The 16,440-nt window shown below is 41.0% G+C and carries 16 protein-coding genes; 2 read left to right on the top strand and 14 right to left on the bottom strand.

The genetic code is table 11. The features are described from left to right. Positions 1–7: 7 nt before the first annotated feature. The 10 genes from atpD to ACLV7H_RS04735 all read right to left on the bottom strand — a co-directional run bounded on the left by atpD (position 8) and on the right by ACLV7H_RS04735 (position 8,698). Positions 8–1,414: a F0F1 ATP synthase subunit beta gene (gene atpD / locus ACLV7H_RS04780; RefSeq protein WP_045591499.1), complete on the bottom strand. Its 1,407-nt coding sequence runs from the start codon at positions 1,412–1,414 to the stop codon at positions 8–10. Between the two features lie 191 nt (positions 1,415–1,605). Continuing rightward, on the bottom strand, positions 1,606–2,484 hold the full coding sequence (locus ACLV7H_RS04775; protein ID WP_045591501.1) for a F0F1 ATP synthase subunit gamma: 879 nt from the start codon (positions 2,482–2,484) through the stop codon (positions 1,606–1,608). Between the two features lie 15 nt (positions 2,485–2,499). Then, on the bottom strand, positions 2,500–4,005 hold the full coding sequence (gene atpA / locus ACLV7H_RS04770; RefSeq protein ID WP_000996617.1) for a F0F1 ATP synthase subunit alpha: 1,506 nt from the start codon (positions 4,003–4,005) through the stop codon (positions 2,500–2,502). A 14-nt stretch (positions 4,006–4,019) separates the two neighbouring features. Further along, entirely contained in the window at positions 4,020–4,556 is a 537-nt protein-coding gene (locus ACLV7H_RS04765) for a F0F1 ATP synthase subunit delta (protein ID WP_038806143.1), read from the bottom strand. Further along, complete coding sequence (gene atpF / locus ACLV7H_RS04760) at positions 4,556–5,050, bottom strand: F0F1 ATP synthase subunit B (RefSeq protein WP_045591507.1); 495 nt, start codon at positions 5,048–5,050, stop codon at positions 4,556–4,558. Before atpF ends, ACLV7H_RS04765 begins: the two co-directional genes overlap by 1 nt. A gap of 18 nt (positions 5,051–5,068) precedes the next feature. Next, the gene (gene atpB / locus ACLV7H_RS04755) at positions 5,069–5,785 is read right to left on the bottom strand and encodes a F0F1 ATP synthase subunit A (RefSeq protein WP_045591508.1); all 717 of its coding nucleotides are present in this window, start codon (positions 5,783–5,785) and stop codon (positions 5,069–5,071) included. Between the two features lie 32 nt (positions 5,786–5,817). Then, a complete protein-coding gene (locus tag ACLV7H_RS04750; protein ID WP_045591509.1) occupies positions 5,818–6,018 on the bottom strand; it encodes a F0F1 ATP synthase subunit C in 201 nt (66 codons plus the stop codon). A 232-nt stretch (positions 6,019–6,250) separates the two neighbouring features. Continuing rightward, a complete protein-coding gene (locus ACLV7H_RS04745) occupies positions 6,251–6,562 on the bottom strand; it encodes a CHY zinc finger protein (RefSeq protein ID WP_411866504.1) in 312 nt (103 codons plus the stop codon). Positions 6,563–6,576: 14 nt separating this feature from the next. Continuing rightward, positions 6,577–7,863 (bottom strand): peptidase U32 family protein, encoded by a 1,287-nt coding sequence (locus tag ACLV7H_RS04740; RefSeq protein WP_411866503.1) that lies wholly within the window; start codon positions 7,861–7,863, stop codon positions 6,577–6,579. A 136-nt stretch (positions 7,864–7,999) separates the two neighbouring features. Beyond that, positions 8,000–8,698 carry a GntR family transcriptional regulator gene (locus tag ACLV7H_RS04735; protein ID WP_235096397.1) on the bottom strand — a complete coding sequence of 233 codons (699 nt, stop codon included), beginning with the start codon at positions 8,696–8,698 and terminating at the stop codon, positions 8,000–8,002. Positions 8,699–8,838: 140 nt separating this feature from the next. Here ACLV7H_RS04735 and guaA point away from each other — a divergent pair, with 140 nt between their 5' ends. After that, positions 8,839–10,401: a glutamine-hydrolyzing GMP synthase gene (gene guaA / locus ACLV7H_RS04730; protein ID WP_411866502.1), complete on the top strand. Its 1,563-nt coding sequence runs from the start codon at positions 8,839–8,841 to the stop codon at positions 10,399–10,401. A gap of 82 nt (positions 10,402–10,483) precedes the next feature. On the opposite strand, the gene ffh is transcribed toward guaA, so the two are convergent. The 4 genes from ffh to ACLV7H_RS04710 form a co-directional block, all read right to left on the bottom strand. Further along, positions 10,484–12,055: a signal recognition particle protein gene (gene ffh / locus ACLV7H_RS04725; protein WP_411866501.1), complete on the bottom strand. Its 1,572-nt coding sequence runs from the start codon at positions 12,053–12,055 to the stop codon at positions 10,484–10,486. 11 nt (positions 12,056–12,066) lie between these two features. Next, complete coding sequence (locus tag ACLV7H_RS04720; RefSeq protein ID WP_000402068.1) at positions 12,067–12,399, bottom strand: putative DNA-binding protein; 333 nt, start codon at positions 12,397–12,399, stop codon at positions 12,067–12,069. Positions 12,400–12,541: 142 nt separating this feature from the next. Next, positions 12,542–13,738 carry an elongation factor Tu gene (gene tuf / locus ACLV7H_RS04715; RefSeq protein WP_001040720.1) on the bottom strand — a complete coding sequence of 399 codons (1,197 nt, stop codon included), beginning with the start codon at positions 13,736–13,738 and terminating at the stop codon, positions 12,542–12,544. A 235-nt stretch (positions 13,739–13,973) separates the two neighbouring features. Then, on the bottom strand, positions 13,974–15,083 hold the full coding sequence (locus tag ACLV7H_RS04710) for an AI-2E family transporter (protein ID WP_045591524.1): 1,110 nt from the start codon (positions 15,081–15,083) through the stop codon (positions 13,974–13,976). Between the two features lie 104 nt (positions 15,084–15,187). Here ACLV7H_RS04710 and pbp3 point away from each other — a divergent pair, with 104 nt between their 5' ends. Further along, the gene (pbp3, locus tag ACLV7H_RS04705) at positions 15,188–16,429 is read left to right on the top strand and encodes a D-alanyl-D-alanine carboxypeptidase PBP3 (protein WP_045591531.1); all 1,242 of its coding nucleotides are present in this window, start codon (positions 15,188–15,190) and stop codon (positions 16,427–16,429) included. The last annotated feature ends 11 nt before the right edge of the window (positions 16,430–16,440 follow it).

The following is a 16,440-nucleotide window of genomic DNA, read 5'->3' as shown; positions in this document are numbered from 1 at the left end:
TCACCTCTTAAAATCCCATTTTCTCTGCCTTAGCAATGACGTCTTCAATTGAACCGACACCACGGAAGGCATCTTCTGGTAGCTGGTCATGTTTTCCTTCAAGGATTTCCTTAAAGCCACGAACTGTTTCCGCTACTGGTACATAAGAACCAGGTTGGCCAGTAAATTGTTCGGCAACGTTGAAGTTCTGAGACAAGAAGAACTGGATACGACGGGCACGTGCAACCAAGGTTTTTTCTTCATCAGAGAGTTCATCCATACCAAGGATAGCAATGATATCTTGCAATTCATGGTAACGTTGAAGGACACGTTTGACTTCCGCAGCAACTGCATAGTGCTCCTCACCAACGATTTCAGGTGCCAAGGCACGAGAGCTTGAAGCCAATGGGTCAACTGCTGGGTAGATACCCAACTGTACCAACTTACGTTCCAAGTTTGTAGTTGAATCCAAGTGAGCGAAGGCCGTTGCTGGCGCTGGGTCAGTATAGTCATCCGCTGGCACATAGATAGCCTGAATAGAGGTTACAGAACCCTTCTTAGTTGATGTGATTCGTTCTTGTAATTGACCCATTTCCGTAGCAAGGGTTGGTTGATAACCAACGGCCGAAGGCATACGTCCCAAAAGGGCAGATACTTCTGAACCAGCCTGAGTGAAACGGAAGATATTGTCAATGAAAAGAAGCACATCTTGGCCTTCTACATCACGGAAGTATTCGGCAATTGTCAAACCAGTAAGGGCAACACGCATACGGGCTCCTGGTGGCTCATTCATCTGACCAAATACCATGGCTGTTTTCTCGATAACGCCTGATTCTTTCATTTCCCAGTAAAGGTCGTTCCCCTCACGAGTACGTTCCCCAACACCGGTAAATACTGAAATACCACCGTGTTCTTGGGCAATATTGTGAATCAATTCTTGGATCAGGACAGTTTTACCAACTCCGGCACCACCGAAGAGTCCAACTTTACCACCTTTTAGGTAAGGGGCAAGAAGGTCGATAACCTTAATCCCAGTTTCCAAGATTTCGGATGAGGTAGACAATTCATCAAAAGTTGGAGCTTTCTTATGAATTGGCTGACGCTCAGCGTCTTCAGCGAAAGGAGCATCCAAGTCGATGGTATCTCCCAAAACATTGAAGACACGTCCCAAAGTTTGTTTACCTACTGGTACAGAGATTGGACGGCCTGTGTCCAAAACTTCCATTCCACGAGTCAAACCATCAGTTGATTCCATGGCGATAGTACGGACCATACCATCTCCCAATTCCAAGGCTACTTCAAGGACGATTTTTGTTTTTCTTTCGTCATTCTTATAGACGACAAGTGCATTGTTAATCTCAGGAAGTGTTTCCCCTGCTGCAAACAAAACATCTACAACGGGTCCGATAACCTGAGCAATTTTACCTGAACTCATCTCCTTCTCCTATTCTATATAAGATACTGTCGGTTCCTAGTTCAACTAGGTCCTAATACTCTTCGAAAATCAAATTCAAACCACGTCAGCGTCGCCTTACTGTACTCAAGTACAGCCTGCGGCTAGCTTCCTAGTTTGCTCTTTGATTTTCATTGAGTATAAGTTCATTTTCATACGAGCTGGACTAGAGCCTATTCTAAGGCACTAGCACCTGCTACAATTTCTGTAATTTCTTGTGTAATCGCCGCCTGTCTAGCACGGTTATACTGGATTGTCAAATCATTGATGACCTTTTTAGCATTATCAGTCGCCGTTTGCATGGCTGTCATACCTGCAGCATTCTCAGCTGTCTTAGCATCGATAATAGCCCCGTAAATCATACTTTCGGCATACTGTGGCAACAACTGCTCTAGAATCTCATCACGGCTCGTTTCCAACTCAAAGGTCAAGTTATACTCTTCATCCGCTTCATTTGGATCCAAGTCAACAATTGGAAGCATTTGTTCCACACGCATCTGACTTGTGAGAGTATTGACATGATGGTTGTAGCAGACGTACAATTCATCAAAAAGTTCGTTTTGGTACATCTCAATCGTTTTTGAAATAATTTTACGAACTTCATCAAAACTAGGCTGATCTGCCAAGCCACGTAGTTCATAGATTGGCTGAATACCTCGAGCCTTAAAGAAATCAGCTCCCATACCACCGATACAGATTATCTCAAAATCTTTACCATCTGGATGGTATTCTTCTTTCAACTCCATAACGGCTTTAAGGATGGAAGCATTATAACCTCCAACCAAGCCACGGTCTGAAGTGATAACGATATAGCCTGTTTTCTTAACTGGGCGACTGATAAGCATCGGATTGGTTGAACCACCAGATCCGTTACCATGCAGAATATCCGTCAAAAGCTTACGAACTTTCTGAGCGTAAACTTGGAAGTTGCGCGCTGCTTCTTCAGAGCGACCTAACTTGGCAGCCGATACCATTTGCATGGCATTTGTGATTTGACTCGTATTCTTGGTTGAGGCGATTTTTGTTTTAATATCATTTAGAGATACTGCCATCTGACACCTCTATTCTTATTGGAAGCTGGATTGATTGAGAAACTCTGTAATCGCAGCATCCAAGACTGCTTCTTCTGGCAAGTCTTTTGTTTCACGAATGGTTTCCAAAATCTCTGGATAATGAGCATCAAAGAAAGTATGGAACTCTTCCTCAAAACGAACAATGTCATCCACAGGAATCGTATCCAAGAAACCATGTGTCAAAGCATAGAGAATGGTTACTTGTTTCTCAACAGGTAGTGGTTTATGAACAGGTTGTTTCAATACTTCTACAGTACGACGTCCACGGTTCAACTTAGCCTGTGTTGCTGCATCCAAGTCAGAACCAAACTTAGTGAAGGCTTCCAACTCACGGTATGAAGCAAGGTCGATACGAAGTGTACCAGCAACCTTTTTCATGGCTTTGATTTGTGCAGAACCACCTACACGGGATACAGATGACCCCGCATCGATGGCTGGACGAATACCCGCATTGAAGAGACCATCACCGAGGAAGATTTGTCCGTCAGTGATAGAAATCACGTTGGTTGCGATATAGGCAGAGATATCTCCCGCTTGTGTCTCAATAAATGGTAGGGCTGTGATTGATCCACCACCAAGCTCATCAGAAACTTTAGCTGAGCGCTCAAGCAAACGGCTGTGGAGGTAGAAAACATCCCCTGGAAAGGCTTCACGACCTGGAGGACGACGAAGCAAGAGGGAAAGCTCACGATAAGCGACCGCTTGTTTTGAAAGATCATCATAAACGATCAAAACATGCTTCCCTTGGTACATAAACTCTTCTGCCATAGCAACTCCAGCATAAGGAGCTAGGAAGAGCAGTGGGGACGGTTGTGAAGCAGAAGCCGTCACAACGATCGTGTAGTCCAAGGCACCGTACTGACGAAGCGTTTCTACTTGTGTACGGACTGTTGATTCTTTTTGTCCAATCGCTACGTAGATACAGATCATATCTTGCCCTTTTTGGTTCAAGATTGTATCAATCGCAATAGTTGTTTTCCCTGTCTGACGGTCACCGATAATCAACTCACGTTGACCACGACCAATCGGTACAAGGGCGTCAATAGCTTTCAAACCTGTTTGTAATGGTTCTGATACAGACTTACGTTGCATAACGCCAGGAGCTGGCGCTTCTACTGGACGAGTCTTGTCAGTATGGATATCACCAAGACCATCAACTGGACGACCAAGTGGGTCGACAACACGTCCGATCAGGCTGTCCCCCACAGGTACTTCCATAATTTTACCTGTACGGCGAATGGTATCACCTTCACGAATATCTGTAAAGTCTCCAAGGATGATAATCCCAACGTCTGTAGACTCCAAGTTTTGCGCCATCCCATAAGAGCCGTTTTCAAAGATCAACAGCTCTCCACTCATGGCATTTTCAAGACCGTGAGCACGCGCAATTCCATCCCCGATATAGGTTACAACACCTGTTTCAGACACATCAAAATTGGGTTTGAAATTTTCAATTTGTTGCTTAATTAAAGCGCTGATTTCTTGTGCGTTAATTGCCAAAAGAACACCACTTTCTATTTCAAATTTTCTTTAACAACTCGAAGTTGTTGTTTTATACTCACATCAATTGTCTTGTGATTAGCAAAAATGACAAAACCACCAATGAGCCCTTCATCAATTTGTTCTTTAATACTCCGTACTTTCAGAGACATTTTTTTCTCTATCAAGGGAAGTAAACGTTCCTTCTGCTCGTCCGTTAAAGGATGAGCTGAAGAAATCGTGACTACAAAATGATTGGTTTCTCTTTCAAGACGATTCAAACAATCAACAATGATATCATAAAAAAGATTTGCTCTGTGATTGTAAATCAGAACCTGAATAAAGTTTTGCATTAAAGGTGAGACAGAGTCTTGAAAAAAACCAACTGTTTTTTCCTTATCAGACTCATCAACTGCCACCTGAGCTAAAAAAGAAGGTAAGCCCGTTTCTTCTGCGACTTGCTTGATTTGATCCAAGTCTGAAAAAATCCGGTCCTCTTCTCCTTTTTCAATCACTAATTGGACAAAAGGCATGCTGTACTTTTCAATGACCTTTGCTGTTTTCTTGTCCATTAGGCTTCTCCTAGCTGATCGATATACTGATCAATGAGTTCCTTATGAGCATGACTGTCAAGGTTTTTTGAGATGATTTTACCAGCGAGACTAATCGTCAAATCTGCCACTTCTCCCTTAACACTTTGCAAAGCTTCAGCTTTATTCTGAGCAATTTCTTGGTTCGCCTTCTCTTTTAAACGACCTGCTTCTACTTTAGCATCTGCTAAAATATCTGCTTTACTTTTCTCAGCTGTTTCCTTTGCATTCTCGATAATCGTTTTAGCTTCGGTACGGCTACCTGCTAACTCAGCTTCACGTTTGCTAGCAAGTTCCTCTGCCTTTTTACGAGCTTCCTCGGCACCATCAATATCTGAAGAAATCTTTTCAGCGCGTTCATCTAAGACACTGATAATATTTCCCCAAGCATATTTCTTCACTAAAAAGATCAATAAAAGGAAGGAACCAGCGATCAGAATAAAGTCACCAATAATGGTACTAATAGTTAAATCCATCTTCTAATCCTCCTCTACTTACTCTTCCCCTTCATTTATTTTTTTACCAATGTACATAGATGACAACATGGTAAATACATAAGCTTGAATACATGAAATGAAAATCGAAAATGCTGTCCATAACATGTTTGCAATAAAGGCAAAAGGATACCAATACAAGGCATGTTGTGACAAGGCCAATAGCAATCCTGCTAAAACCTCACCGGCAAAAATATTTCCGTATATCCGAATCGCCAAAGAGGCAAAATTGGTGAACTCTTCTAAAATGTTCATCGGAGTCATAAAGCCAGGTGTAACAAATGCTCTCAAATATTCTTTAACGCCTCTACGACGAACTCCTTCTACATGAGCGATCAAAGTGATCAATAATGAGAGGGATAAATCGTATCCAAGGTTGGCTGTTGGAGAAGTCCACAAGTTATAACCGTTTGTTGTTTGTACTTTTGCCATTAAGCCAATATTATTGGCAACCAAGATAAACAAGAATAGAGAAAATAGGAACAAGGAATAGTCCTTGATGTATGAATCTCCAATGTTTGGTTTTGCAAAATTAACCACAAAGTCATAAATCATCTCAAGAGCATTTTGTTTGCCCTTGGGACGGATGGTCATTTTTCGACTTGCCCAATAGACAAAGGCAAAAACCATCAAAACAGTTACAAGAGACATGGCAAGCAGGGTCAAATCAAAGGATATTGGTCCAATATTAACGGTTGGATTCAAACTTTCTTCCATGGTTTGACACCTCCATTTCTAAATAGAGTTGTCTATTTAATGACAAATGCCATTGCTAGGGTTACAAAGAAGGTACCTTCTACAAAGGCAACACCAAGAATTAAAAGGCTACGTAATTGGTTAATAATTTCAGGTTGACGAGCGGCAGACTTGAAGAGATTACTCATAATCATTCCTTCAGCAATAGATACACCCATACAGGCAAGACAAAGTCCGAAAAATGTTAAATTCATGACGAATTCTCCTTTTATTTAAAATTTACTTCCTTAGTTTAGTCCTAAAATTTTGATTTGTCAACTTTTTACTTACGTTGAAAGCGTTTCAGATAATTTATTTCTATTTTTTCTATTTTTACCCTATTCTATAGAAAGTTTTTACATTTTAGTTTGCGAGTTTTTCTTGATTTTACTATATTTTCTGAAACAAAATGAAAGGCCCAAGCTTAAAGCTTGGATCCATTTTTGTCTATTTAAAATAAAATGAAAGATGAAGTTTGCAACCGGGATTAAATGGAGCACTGCAGTAAGGACAAGCCATCTGTTTTTGGTATTCTTGGAAAGTCATTGTCCTCTTACAAACACCACATAAGATCGGTCGAGCCTCAGAAAGCGCCAAGGGATAGGGCGAAAAAACATGTGTCTCCATAGTATTGTGACACTGATAGCATGCGTAGTATTTTTTGCATTCATAACACTGGAGGGAAACGATGTCCTTTTTGCCATGGTAATGAATACATCTTCCTTCATCATCAACTAACAAACCTTGTGCTTGATTCATTCACATTTCCTTCTCTAGGCTCGAACTGTAACGCTGGTTCCATCTTCCTTATAGAGATTGATAAGACCTTCCTTGAGAGCGCGGACCATATCCCCAGCTTGAACAGGTTGTGGAACCTTGATTGTCAAGAGTTCCATTGGATTTGGAGCACGATCAATTTTATTGCCCTTGGCATCGTGAAGATCCTCGATATAAGTTTCAAAATGACGGAAACCTGGTCCGTAAAACTCCACTTGGTCTCCTTCGTTGATGACGTTCCGTTGACGAATGGTTGCTGTCTGGGTTGCTTCATCATAAGAAACCACCTCAGCGACAAACTTGTATTCAGGGATTTTACGACGTGCACCAAACAACTGTTCATTTTCTGTAGGTGTGCTATAGTAGAAACCTGTTGCCAATTCACGTTGGGCAACCTTCCACATCTCATCTACCAGGTCTTGTTTAATAGCTTCAAATTTTTCTGGGCTTTCAAGGTAAGCATCCACAGCCGCCTTGTAACAGTTGGTTACAGTTGAAACATAGTGGATTGACTTCATACGACCTTCAATTTTTAGACTATCCACACCATTTTCAATCATATCTGGAATATGGTCAATCATGGACATGTCAACGGCTGACATCGAAAATTCTTCAGGAATTTCACCTTTAAGACTCTTGCGTTCTTGACCAAAGGGCATGTCATAAAGATCGTATTTCCAACGACAAGACTGAGAACAGCCCCCACGGTTGGCATCACGCATACTCATGTGGTTTGAAAGCGTACAGCGACCTGAGTAGGAAATACACATCGCTCCATGTACAAAGGCTTCAATCTCTACGTCTGTGCGTTTGCGAATCTCTGCCAATTCTTCCATTGAGACCTCACGCGCCAAAACGACACGAGTCAAGCCCAGTTCTTTCCAAAATTCAAGCGTTTCATAGTTCGTCGCACTGGCTTGGGTAGAGAGGTGGATTTCAAGACCTGGTGCTTCTGTTGCTGCAATCATAATCAAGGCCGGATCTGACACGATAACTGCCGCAATCCCAATGTCACGCAACTTACGGAACCATTCTCCAGCACCAGCTTCGTTTCCTTCATGCATAACCATGTTAGCAGCCACATAGACCTTGGCACCGTACTTTGCAGCAAACTGGACACCTTCTTCCATCTGTTCAAAAGTAAAGTTTCCAGCACGGCTACGAAGGCCATAGGCCTGTCCACCGATGAAGACTGCGTCCGCACCATATTGAACAGCTACTTTCAGCTTCTCTAAAGTCCCTGCAGGTGATAAAACCTCAGGACGTTTTAATGTTTTTGTCATTTTTTCTCCTATTTGCAATATAAAAGTTTGACGTTTTTCCTTCTCATTTTATAGTAAATAATAGATAAAATCAAGCCTAGACAGATTGTTTTGACAATTCTAATCTTATCTAAAACAAAAAACTAGCCTTTCTAGACTAGTTATTTTCAAGATAAAATTCAAAGCGTTCGCCCACATATTGACTCTTTACATACTCGAAAGCCGTCCCATCTTCAAGATAAGAGACCTGAGTTAAGGCTAAAATGGCATGCCCCTTTTCGACTTCTAGATAGTGAGCAATTTTTTCCTTAGCCAATCTCGCATAAATGGTCTGTTGGGATTTGCCAATCCGGTAGCCATGTTGCTGCAAGGTTTGGAAGAAATGACTGGTGATTTCTTCTTTTTTAAAATCCTTAATAAATTTCTCAGGAATGGATGCGACTTCATAGACTAGTGGAACTTGGTCAGCGTAACGCACCCGTTCCATGCGGATAATATTCTCTGTCGGAGAAATCCCTAGCTTAGCGACCTCTTGCTCATTTGGAATGGTTCTTCTGTAAGAAATGAGCTGGCTAGAAGGGACTTTCCCTTGAGATTTGACAATCTCCGTAAAACTAGTCGTTCCCCGCATTTTTTCTTGAACACGAGTGCTAGAGACAAAGGTCCCACTTCCTACACGACGCTCCAAAACTCCTTCCTCAACCAAGAGAGAGATAGCCTGGCGTAATGTCATCCGGCTAACTTGAAACTGTTCAGCTAAATCTCGCTCACTTGGAAGTCTCTCTCCGATTTTCCAATGATGCTCATCTATATCCTTCTTGATCTGATCGTGGATTTTCATATAAGCTGGTAACATGATGCTCACTTCTTTTCTTTATTTTCTCCATTGTACCGTATTTGCTAAGAAAAAGTCAAACTTTGCCTTGTTTAGTTGGTAATTCGCCCCTATTTGTGATAGAATATTGAAAAAGATATTTCTTTTGAGAAAGGAAAATGATGAGCAACATTTCAACTGATTTGCAAGATGTCGAAAAAATCATCGTGCTAGACTATGGTAGCCAATACAACCAGCTGATTTCCCGCCGTATTCGTGAAATTGGTGTTTTTTCAGAGCTAAAAAGTCACAAAATCTCAGCTGCAGAGGTTCGTGCGATTAACCCTGTAGGGATCATCCTCTCTGGTGGACCAAACTCTGTATACGAAGATGGTTCATTTGATATTGACCCAGAAATTTTTGAACTTGGCATTCCAATTTTAGGAATCTGCTATGGTATGCAACTTTTAACTCATAAACTTGGAGGAAAAGTTGTTCCTGCAGGTGATGCTGGTAACCGCGAGTATGGCCAATCACCACTTACTCATACCACTTCCGCCCTCTTTGAAGGGACACCTGAAGAACAGATTGTTTTGATGAGCCATGGCGATGCTGTAACAGAGATTCCAGCTAATTTTGTTCGTACTGGTACTTCTGCTGACTGTCCTTATGCAGCTATTGAAAACCCAGAAAAGCATATTTACGGTATCCAATTCCACCCAGAAGTGCGCCATTCTGTATACGGGAATGATATCCTTCGCAACTTTGCCCTCAACATCTGTAAGGCTAAAGGCGATTGGTCAATGGACAACTTTATCGATATTCAGATCAAGAAAATCCGTGAAACTGTAGGTGACAAGCGTGTTCTTCTCGGCCTATCAGGTGGTGTTGACTCTTCTGTTGTTGGAGTTCTTCTTCAAAAAGCGATCGGTGATCAATTAATCTGTATCTTTGTAGACCACGGTCTTCTCCGTAAAGGAGAGGCTGACCAAGTTATGGACATGCTTGGTGGTAAGTTTGGTTTGAATATCGTCAAAGCAGACGCTGCAAAACGCTTCCTTGACAAACTTGCTGGCGTTTCTGACCCTGAACAAAAACGTAAAATTATCGGTAACGAATTTGTTTATGTCTTTGATGACGAAGCAAGCAAGCTAAAAGATGTAAAATTCCTTGCTCAGGGAACGCTTTACACTGACGTGATTGAGTCTGGTACAGATACGGCTCAAACCATCAAATCACACCACAACGTTGGTGGTCTTCCAGAAGACATGCAGTTTGAATTGATTGAACCATTGAACACTCTTTATAAAGACGAAGTTCGTGCCCTTGGTACAGAGCTTGGTATGCCAGACCACATCGTATGGCGCCAACCATTCCCAGGACCAGGTCTTGCTATCCGTGTGATGGGTGAAATCACTGAAGAAAAACTAGAAACTGTTCGTGAGTCTGATGCTATCCTTCGTGAAGAAGTCGCTAAAGCTGGTCTTGACCGCGATATCTGGCAATACTTCACTGTCAACACAGGCGTTCGTTCAGTCGGTGTTATGGGTGATGGTCGTACTTATGACTACACCATCGCCATTCGTGCTATCACTTCTATCGATGGTATGACAGCTGACTTTGCCAAAATTCCTTGGGATGTCCTTCAAAAGATTTCTGTACGTATCGTAAATGAAGTGGATCACATTAACCGTATCGTCTACGATATCACAAGTAAGCCACCTGCAACTGTTGAGTGGGAATAGGCCAATCGCACTTAAAAAGAACTCTGAATCAGATTCAGAGTTCTTTTTTATATGCAGGGAAAGCATTTCTGCTTTCCTTTTTTTATTTGCGTTTCTTCTTCGCTTTTTTCATTTTGTTGGCCATGCGTTTCATAGACTGTTTCATGGCGAATTCGCCAATTTTACCTTTAAGTCCGCCACCAAACATCTGGGTCATATCTGGCATGCCTGCTCCTCCAAGAGCTGACATATCGGGCATTCCACCTTGTCCCATCATGCCTTCAAGGGCAGACATATCCATCCCTCCCATATTTGGCATATTTTTAGGAAGGTTATTTGGATTGATTCCCATCTGCTTCATCATCTTGTTCATATCCCCAGACATGACACCTTGCATAAGCTGTTTAGCCTGGTTAAAGTCTTTGATGAATTTATTGACTTCGACAAAGGTATTTCCAGAACCTGCAGCGATACGACGGCGACGACTTGGATTTAACAAATCAGGGTTTTCACGCTCCTCAGGTGTCATCGAAGATACGATGGCACGTTTGCGCGCAATCTGACGCTCATCCACCTTCATATTTTGAAGGGCCGGATTGTTAGCCATACCTGGAATCATCTTGAGTAAGTCTTCCATTGGCCCCATATTTTGCACCTGATCCAATTGATCGATGAAATCATTGAAATCAAAGGTGTTTTCACGCATCTTCTCAGCCATTTCAAGGGCTTTTTGCTCATCGTATTCCTGAGAAGCTTTCTCAATCAAGGTCAACATATCCCCCATACCAAGGATACGGCTTGACATACGGTCTGGGTGGAAGGTTTCGATATCTGTTATCTTTTCACCCGTACCAGTGAACTTGATTGGTTTACCAGTGATATGACGAACAGACAGAGCCGCACCACCACGTGTGTCTCCATCAATCTTGGTAAGGATGACACCAGTTACTTCCAACTGAGCATTGAATTCACGAGCAACATTAGCTGCTTCCTGACCAATCATGGCATCAATGACGAGTAGAATCTCATTTGGTTGAGCCAGTGCTTTAACATCACGAAGCTCATTCATCAAGAGCTCATCAATCTGCAAACGACCTGCCGTATCGATCAATACATAGTCGTTGTGATTAGCTTGGGCTTGCTCCAAACCTTGGCGAACAATCTCAACAGCTGGCACTTCTGTTCCAAGTGCAAAAACAGGAACATCAATCTGCTGTCCAAGTGTTTTCAGCTGATCGATAGCTGCTGGACGATAAATATCCGCCGCAATCATCAAAGGACGAGCATTTTCTTCCTTCATGAGTTTATTAGCCAGCTTACCAGCAAAGGTCGTTTTACCAGCCCCTTGCAAACCGACCATCATGATAATGGTTGGAATTTTTGGTGACTTGATAATAGCAGCCGTATCAGAACCTAAAACAGCTATCAGTTCCTCATCAACGATTTTGATAATCTGTTGGGCAGGATTTAGGGTATCAATGACCTCGTGTCCGACTGCACGTTCACGAACTTTCTTGATAAAGTCCTTTACAACAGGCAAAGCAACGTCGGCTTCCAGCAAGGCCAAACGAATCTCTTTGGTTGCTTCTTGGACATCAGCCTCAGAAATTTTTCCTTTTTTACGTAGATTTTTAAAGACGTTCTGTAAACGTTCTGTTAAACTTTCAAATGCCATTTTTCTTCCTCTTATTCTCTATTATCAATGCTTGTTAAAACTTCTATCTGCTCCTGCAAAAAGTCATCCTTGGGATAACGCTCCAAGATCTGGTCAAAAATCTGACTGCGGACAATGTAGTCCGAATACATGTGCAGTTTCATCTCATAATCTTCTAGAATCTTTTCCGTCCGCTTGATATTATCATAGACAGCCTGACGACTAACACCGAACTCTTCAGCAATCTCAGCAAGACTATAATCATCAGCATAATAGAGTTCAATATAGTTCATCTGCTTGTCTGTCAAAAGCGCCGCATAAAATTCAAAAAGGGCGTTCATACGATTGGTTTTTTCGATTTCCATAACTTTTATTATACCAAAAAAACGATTATACTGCTAGAGTAGAAGCACTTCAAATAGAATAAGAAGAAAAAAAAGAACCTTGCAAGGCAAGATTCTTTTAGTGTCTGACTTAAATAATTGTTCTTCTGGGAACTTAATCGAATTAAGCTTCGATTTCTGTAACCATACCTGAACCAACAGTACGTCCACCCTCACGGATAGAGAATGTAGTACCTTGTTCTACGGCGATTGGGTGGATCAACTCAACGTCGATAGTCACGTTATCACCAGGCATTACCATTTCAGTACCTGCAGGAAGTTCGATTGAACCTGTAACGTCAGTAGTACGGAAGTAGAATTGTGGACGGTAGTTGTTGAAGAATGGAGTGTGACGTCCACCTTCTTCTTTAGTAAGGATGTAGACTTCACCTTTAAATTTAGTGTGTGGGTTGATTGAACCTGGTTTAGCGATAACTTGTCCACGTTCGATTTCGTCACGTTGAACACCACGAAGAAGGACACCTACGTTATCTCCAGCAAGACCTTCGTCAAGTTGTTTACGGAACATTTCAACACCAGTAACAACTGCTTTTTGAGTTTCTTCTTTGATACCAACGATTTCGATTTCGTCGTTGACACGAACAGTACCACGGTCGATACGTCCTGAAGCAACTGTACCACGTCCAGTGATTGAGAATACGTCCTCGACTGGAAGAAGCAATGGTTTTTCAGTGTCACGTTCTGGTTCTGGGATGTACTCATCAACAGTGTTCATCAATTCCATGATGATGTCTTCGTATTTAGAGTCACCTTCAAGAGCTTTAAGAGCTGAACCTTGGATAACTGGAAGATCGTCACCTGGGAAGTCGTATTCTGACAAGAGGTCACGGATTTCCATTTCAACCAATTCAAGCAATTCTTCGTCGTCTACCAAGTCAATTTTGTTCATGAAGACGATAAGGTGTTTAACACCAACCTGACGTGAAAGAAGGATGTGCTCACGAGTTTGTGGCATTGGTCCGTCAGTTGAAGCTACTACAAGGATAGCTCCGTCCATTTGAGCAGCACCAGTGATCATGTTTTTAACGTAGTCCGCGTGTCCTGGAGCGTCGATGTGAGCGTAGTGACGTTTTTCAGTTTCGTACTCAACGTGCGCAGTGTTGATAGTGATACCGCGTTCGCGTTCTTCTGGAGCAGCATCGATAGACGCATAGTCTTTAGGTTGGTTAACTGCTGAAGGCAAGCGACGTGCCAATACAGTTGTGATAGCTGCAGTCAAAGTAGTTTTACCGTGGTCAACGTGTCCGATAGTACCAATGTTAACGTGTGGTTTACTACGATCGTATTTTTCTTTTGCCATTTGAGTAAAAGCCTCCAATAAAATATATTTTATAGATAGACAGTAGGCAATACAGTCTAACTTTCCTTACTATTTTATCAAATTTCTGCTAAATTGCAAGTCTTTTACACATATTTTGTGAATTAATCTAAATCTTATTAAATCCTGTTCTTCTGCTTCTTTATAGCAATATGAATTCAAACTTATTTTATTTGAGAGATAGTATTTTCATCAAAAAAATCAGGTTTCCCTGATTTTAATTTAATTCTATTTTTTCGAGTTCCTTAGCTTCTTTATGGTTTTCATATAATTTCGCTAAGAACTTAGTAATTTCTTTAAAAATGGAGTAAGTAGGTACTGCTACAACCATCCCTATGACACCGTAGATATTACTTGACAGTAAGAGGAGCACCAAAATCGTAATTGGATGCACTTTCATAACTCCTCCAACGATACGTGGATAGAGAACATTTCCATCAATCTGCTGAATAATGAGCATATAAGCAACCGCAATCAACATACGATGAGGATCCGTGAACACATTTGCAATCACCATTGGAATCAAGCCAATACTTGGACCAACATAAGGAATTAAATTTGCGATCCCAGAAAAAATAGCAAAAACAAGAGCGTACTTTAATCCGATAACGCTATAACCAATGTAAGCTAAACATCCAATAATAACCGCATCAATCGCAATTCCACTGATATAACGTGCTATGGTTGTATTGAGATTGGTTAAAAGGCTAGAAAGATTCAATTTGTCATGTTTTAAGACGGTACGTTCCAACATTGGTAGCAACTTATGACCATCCAACAAGAAATAAATCAAGAATACAGGGGTCATAATGAGAATCAGAACTGTACTAAACAAGGCTGAAAGAACACTTCCTAAACTATTGCTGACGCTATTAAGGATATTCTGAAGGATATCCACATAGGAGAGATTCAGTTGTTGAATGGTTTGTTGAATATCAATATTTTGGAAGACTGGATTCATAGACAAATCAATGATTAAATCTTGTAGTCTACTATAGATGTTTTGACTAGAAATAATCAAGCTGGTCAGCTGATTAATCAAAATCGGCAAGAGATAGACGACCCCTACAACAATAACGCCAATTAAGGCACAAAGAGTGACCAAGACACCAATTAGACGATTAATTTTACATCTCTTTTCTAAGAAAGTAACGATTGGATTTGTAATATAGTAAAAAAATCCACCAAGCAAAAATGGAATCATGATGGTATTCACAACCGTCACAAAGGGAGTAATGATGGCCCCCATTTCTCTCCAAAGATAGAAAATCAGTGTTAATAATAAAATTTCAGCTGTCCAAAAAAATAATTTGTTTCTACGGAACATAGGTATCCTCCTTCTCTCTATTTTACCATATTTCTGAAAAAGATAAGATGGCTTTAGTATAAAAGCGAGAATATTTTTTTTCTTTATGATAAAATAAAGCTAATATGAAAAAAATAATTTTATCTTTTATGACACTTTTAGCTTTTGGAACAGCTTCTACTGTTTCTGCTCAAGAGTTTGATGTTGCTGCTAAACATGCCATTGCTGTCGAGGCTACAACTGGAAAAATCCTCTATGAAAAAGATGCAAATCAGCCTGTAGAAATTGCTTCTATTACGAAACTAGTTACAGTCTATTTGGTCTATGAAGCCTTGGAACAAGGGACTATCAGTCTGTCAACACCTGTTGATATTTCGGACTATCCTTACAAACTTACAACTAATTCTGAGGCCAGTAACGTCCCTATGGAAGCTCGAAATTATACTGTTGAACAACTATTAGAGGCTACAATGGTATCTAGTGCAAACAGTGCTGCAATTGCGCTAGCAGAAAAGATTGCTGGTTCTGAGAAAGACTTTGTAGACAAAATGAGGGCTAAACTTCTTGAATGGGGAATTCAAGATGCAACTATTGTAAACTCTACTGGTTTAAATAATGAGACCCTTGGCGATAATATCTATCCAGGTTCTAAAAAAGACGATGAAAACAAGTTGAGTGCCTACGACGTTGCGATCGTCTCTCGTAACCTCATACGAGATTATCCTCAAGTTTTGGAAATCACCAAAAAACCAACTTCTACCTTTGCAGGACTTGAAATCCACTCAACCAACTATATGTTGGAGGGAATGCCTGCCTATCGTGGTGGAATTGATGGACTAAAGACAGGTACTACTGATAAAGCTGGTGCTTCATTCGTTGGAACAACTGTTGAGAAAGGGATGCGTATCATTACGGTTGTTTTGAATGCAGATCAACAAGATACCAACCCTTATGCACGTTTTACTGCTACTTCTGCACTTTTAGATTATATTTCTGCAAACTTTGCCTTAAAAACAGTCGTTCAGAAAGGTGAAGCATATAATGATAGTAAAGTAACAGTTCTTGATGGTAAAGAAGATAATGTGACAGCTGTCGCTAAGTCAGACATTTCCATCGTCCAACGCATCGGAAGCGCTACTACACCAGCTCTCCAATTCACACCGAAATCAACATCAGAAATGGCTCCATTGGAAGAAGGCAAGGTTGTTGGTACTTTAACCTATGAAGATCAGGATTTGGTCGGCCAGGGCTATCTCACTTCCGACAAACCATCTTTTGAAATGGTTTCTGAAAAGAAAGTAGAAAAAGCCTTCTTTTTGAAGGTTTGGTTGAATCAATTTATCCGCTTTATCAATGAAAAACTATAAAAAAATCGCGA

Origin of the sequence: Streptococcus oralis, assembly GCF_965111685.1 — a bacterium.
GTDB classification, from domain to species: Bacteria; Bacillota; Bacilli; order Lactobacillales; family Streptococcaceae; genus Streptococcus; species Streptococcus oralis_B.
This window is presented reverse-complemented; position numbering and strand designations above follow the sequence as displayed.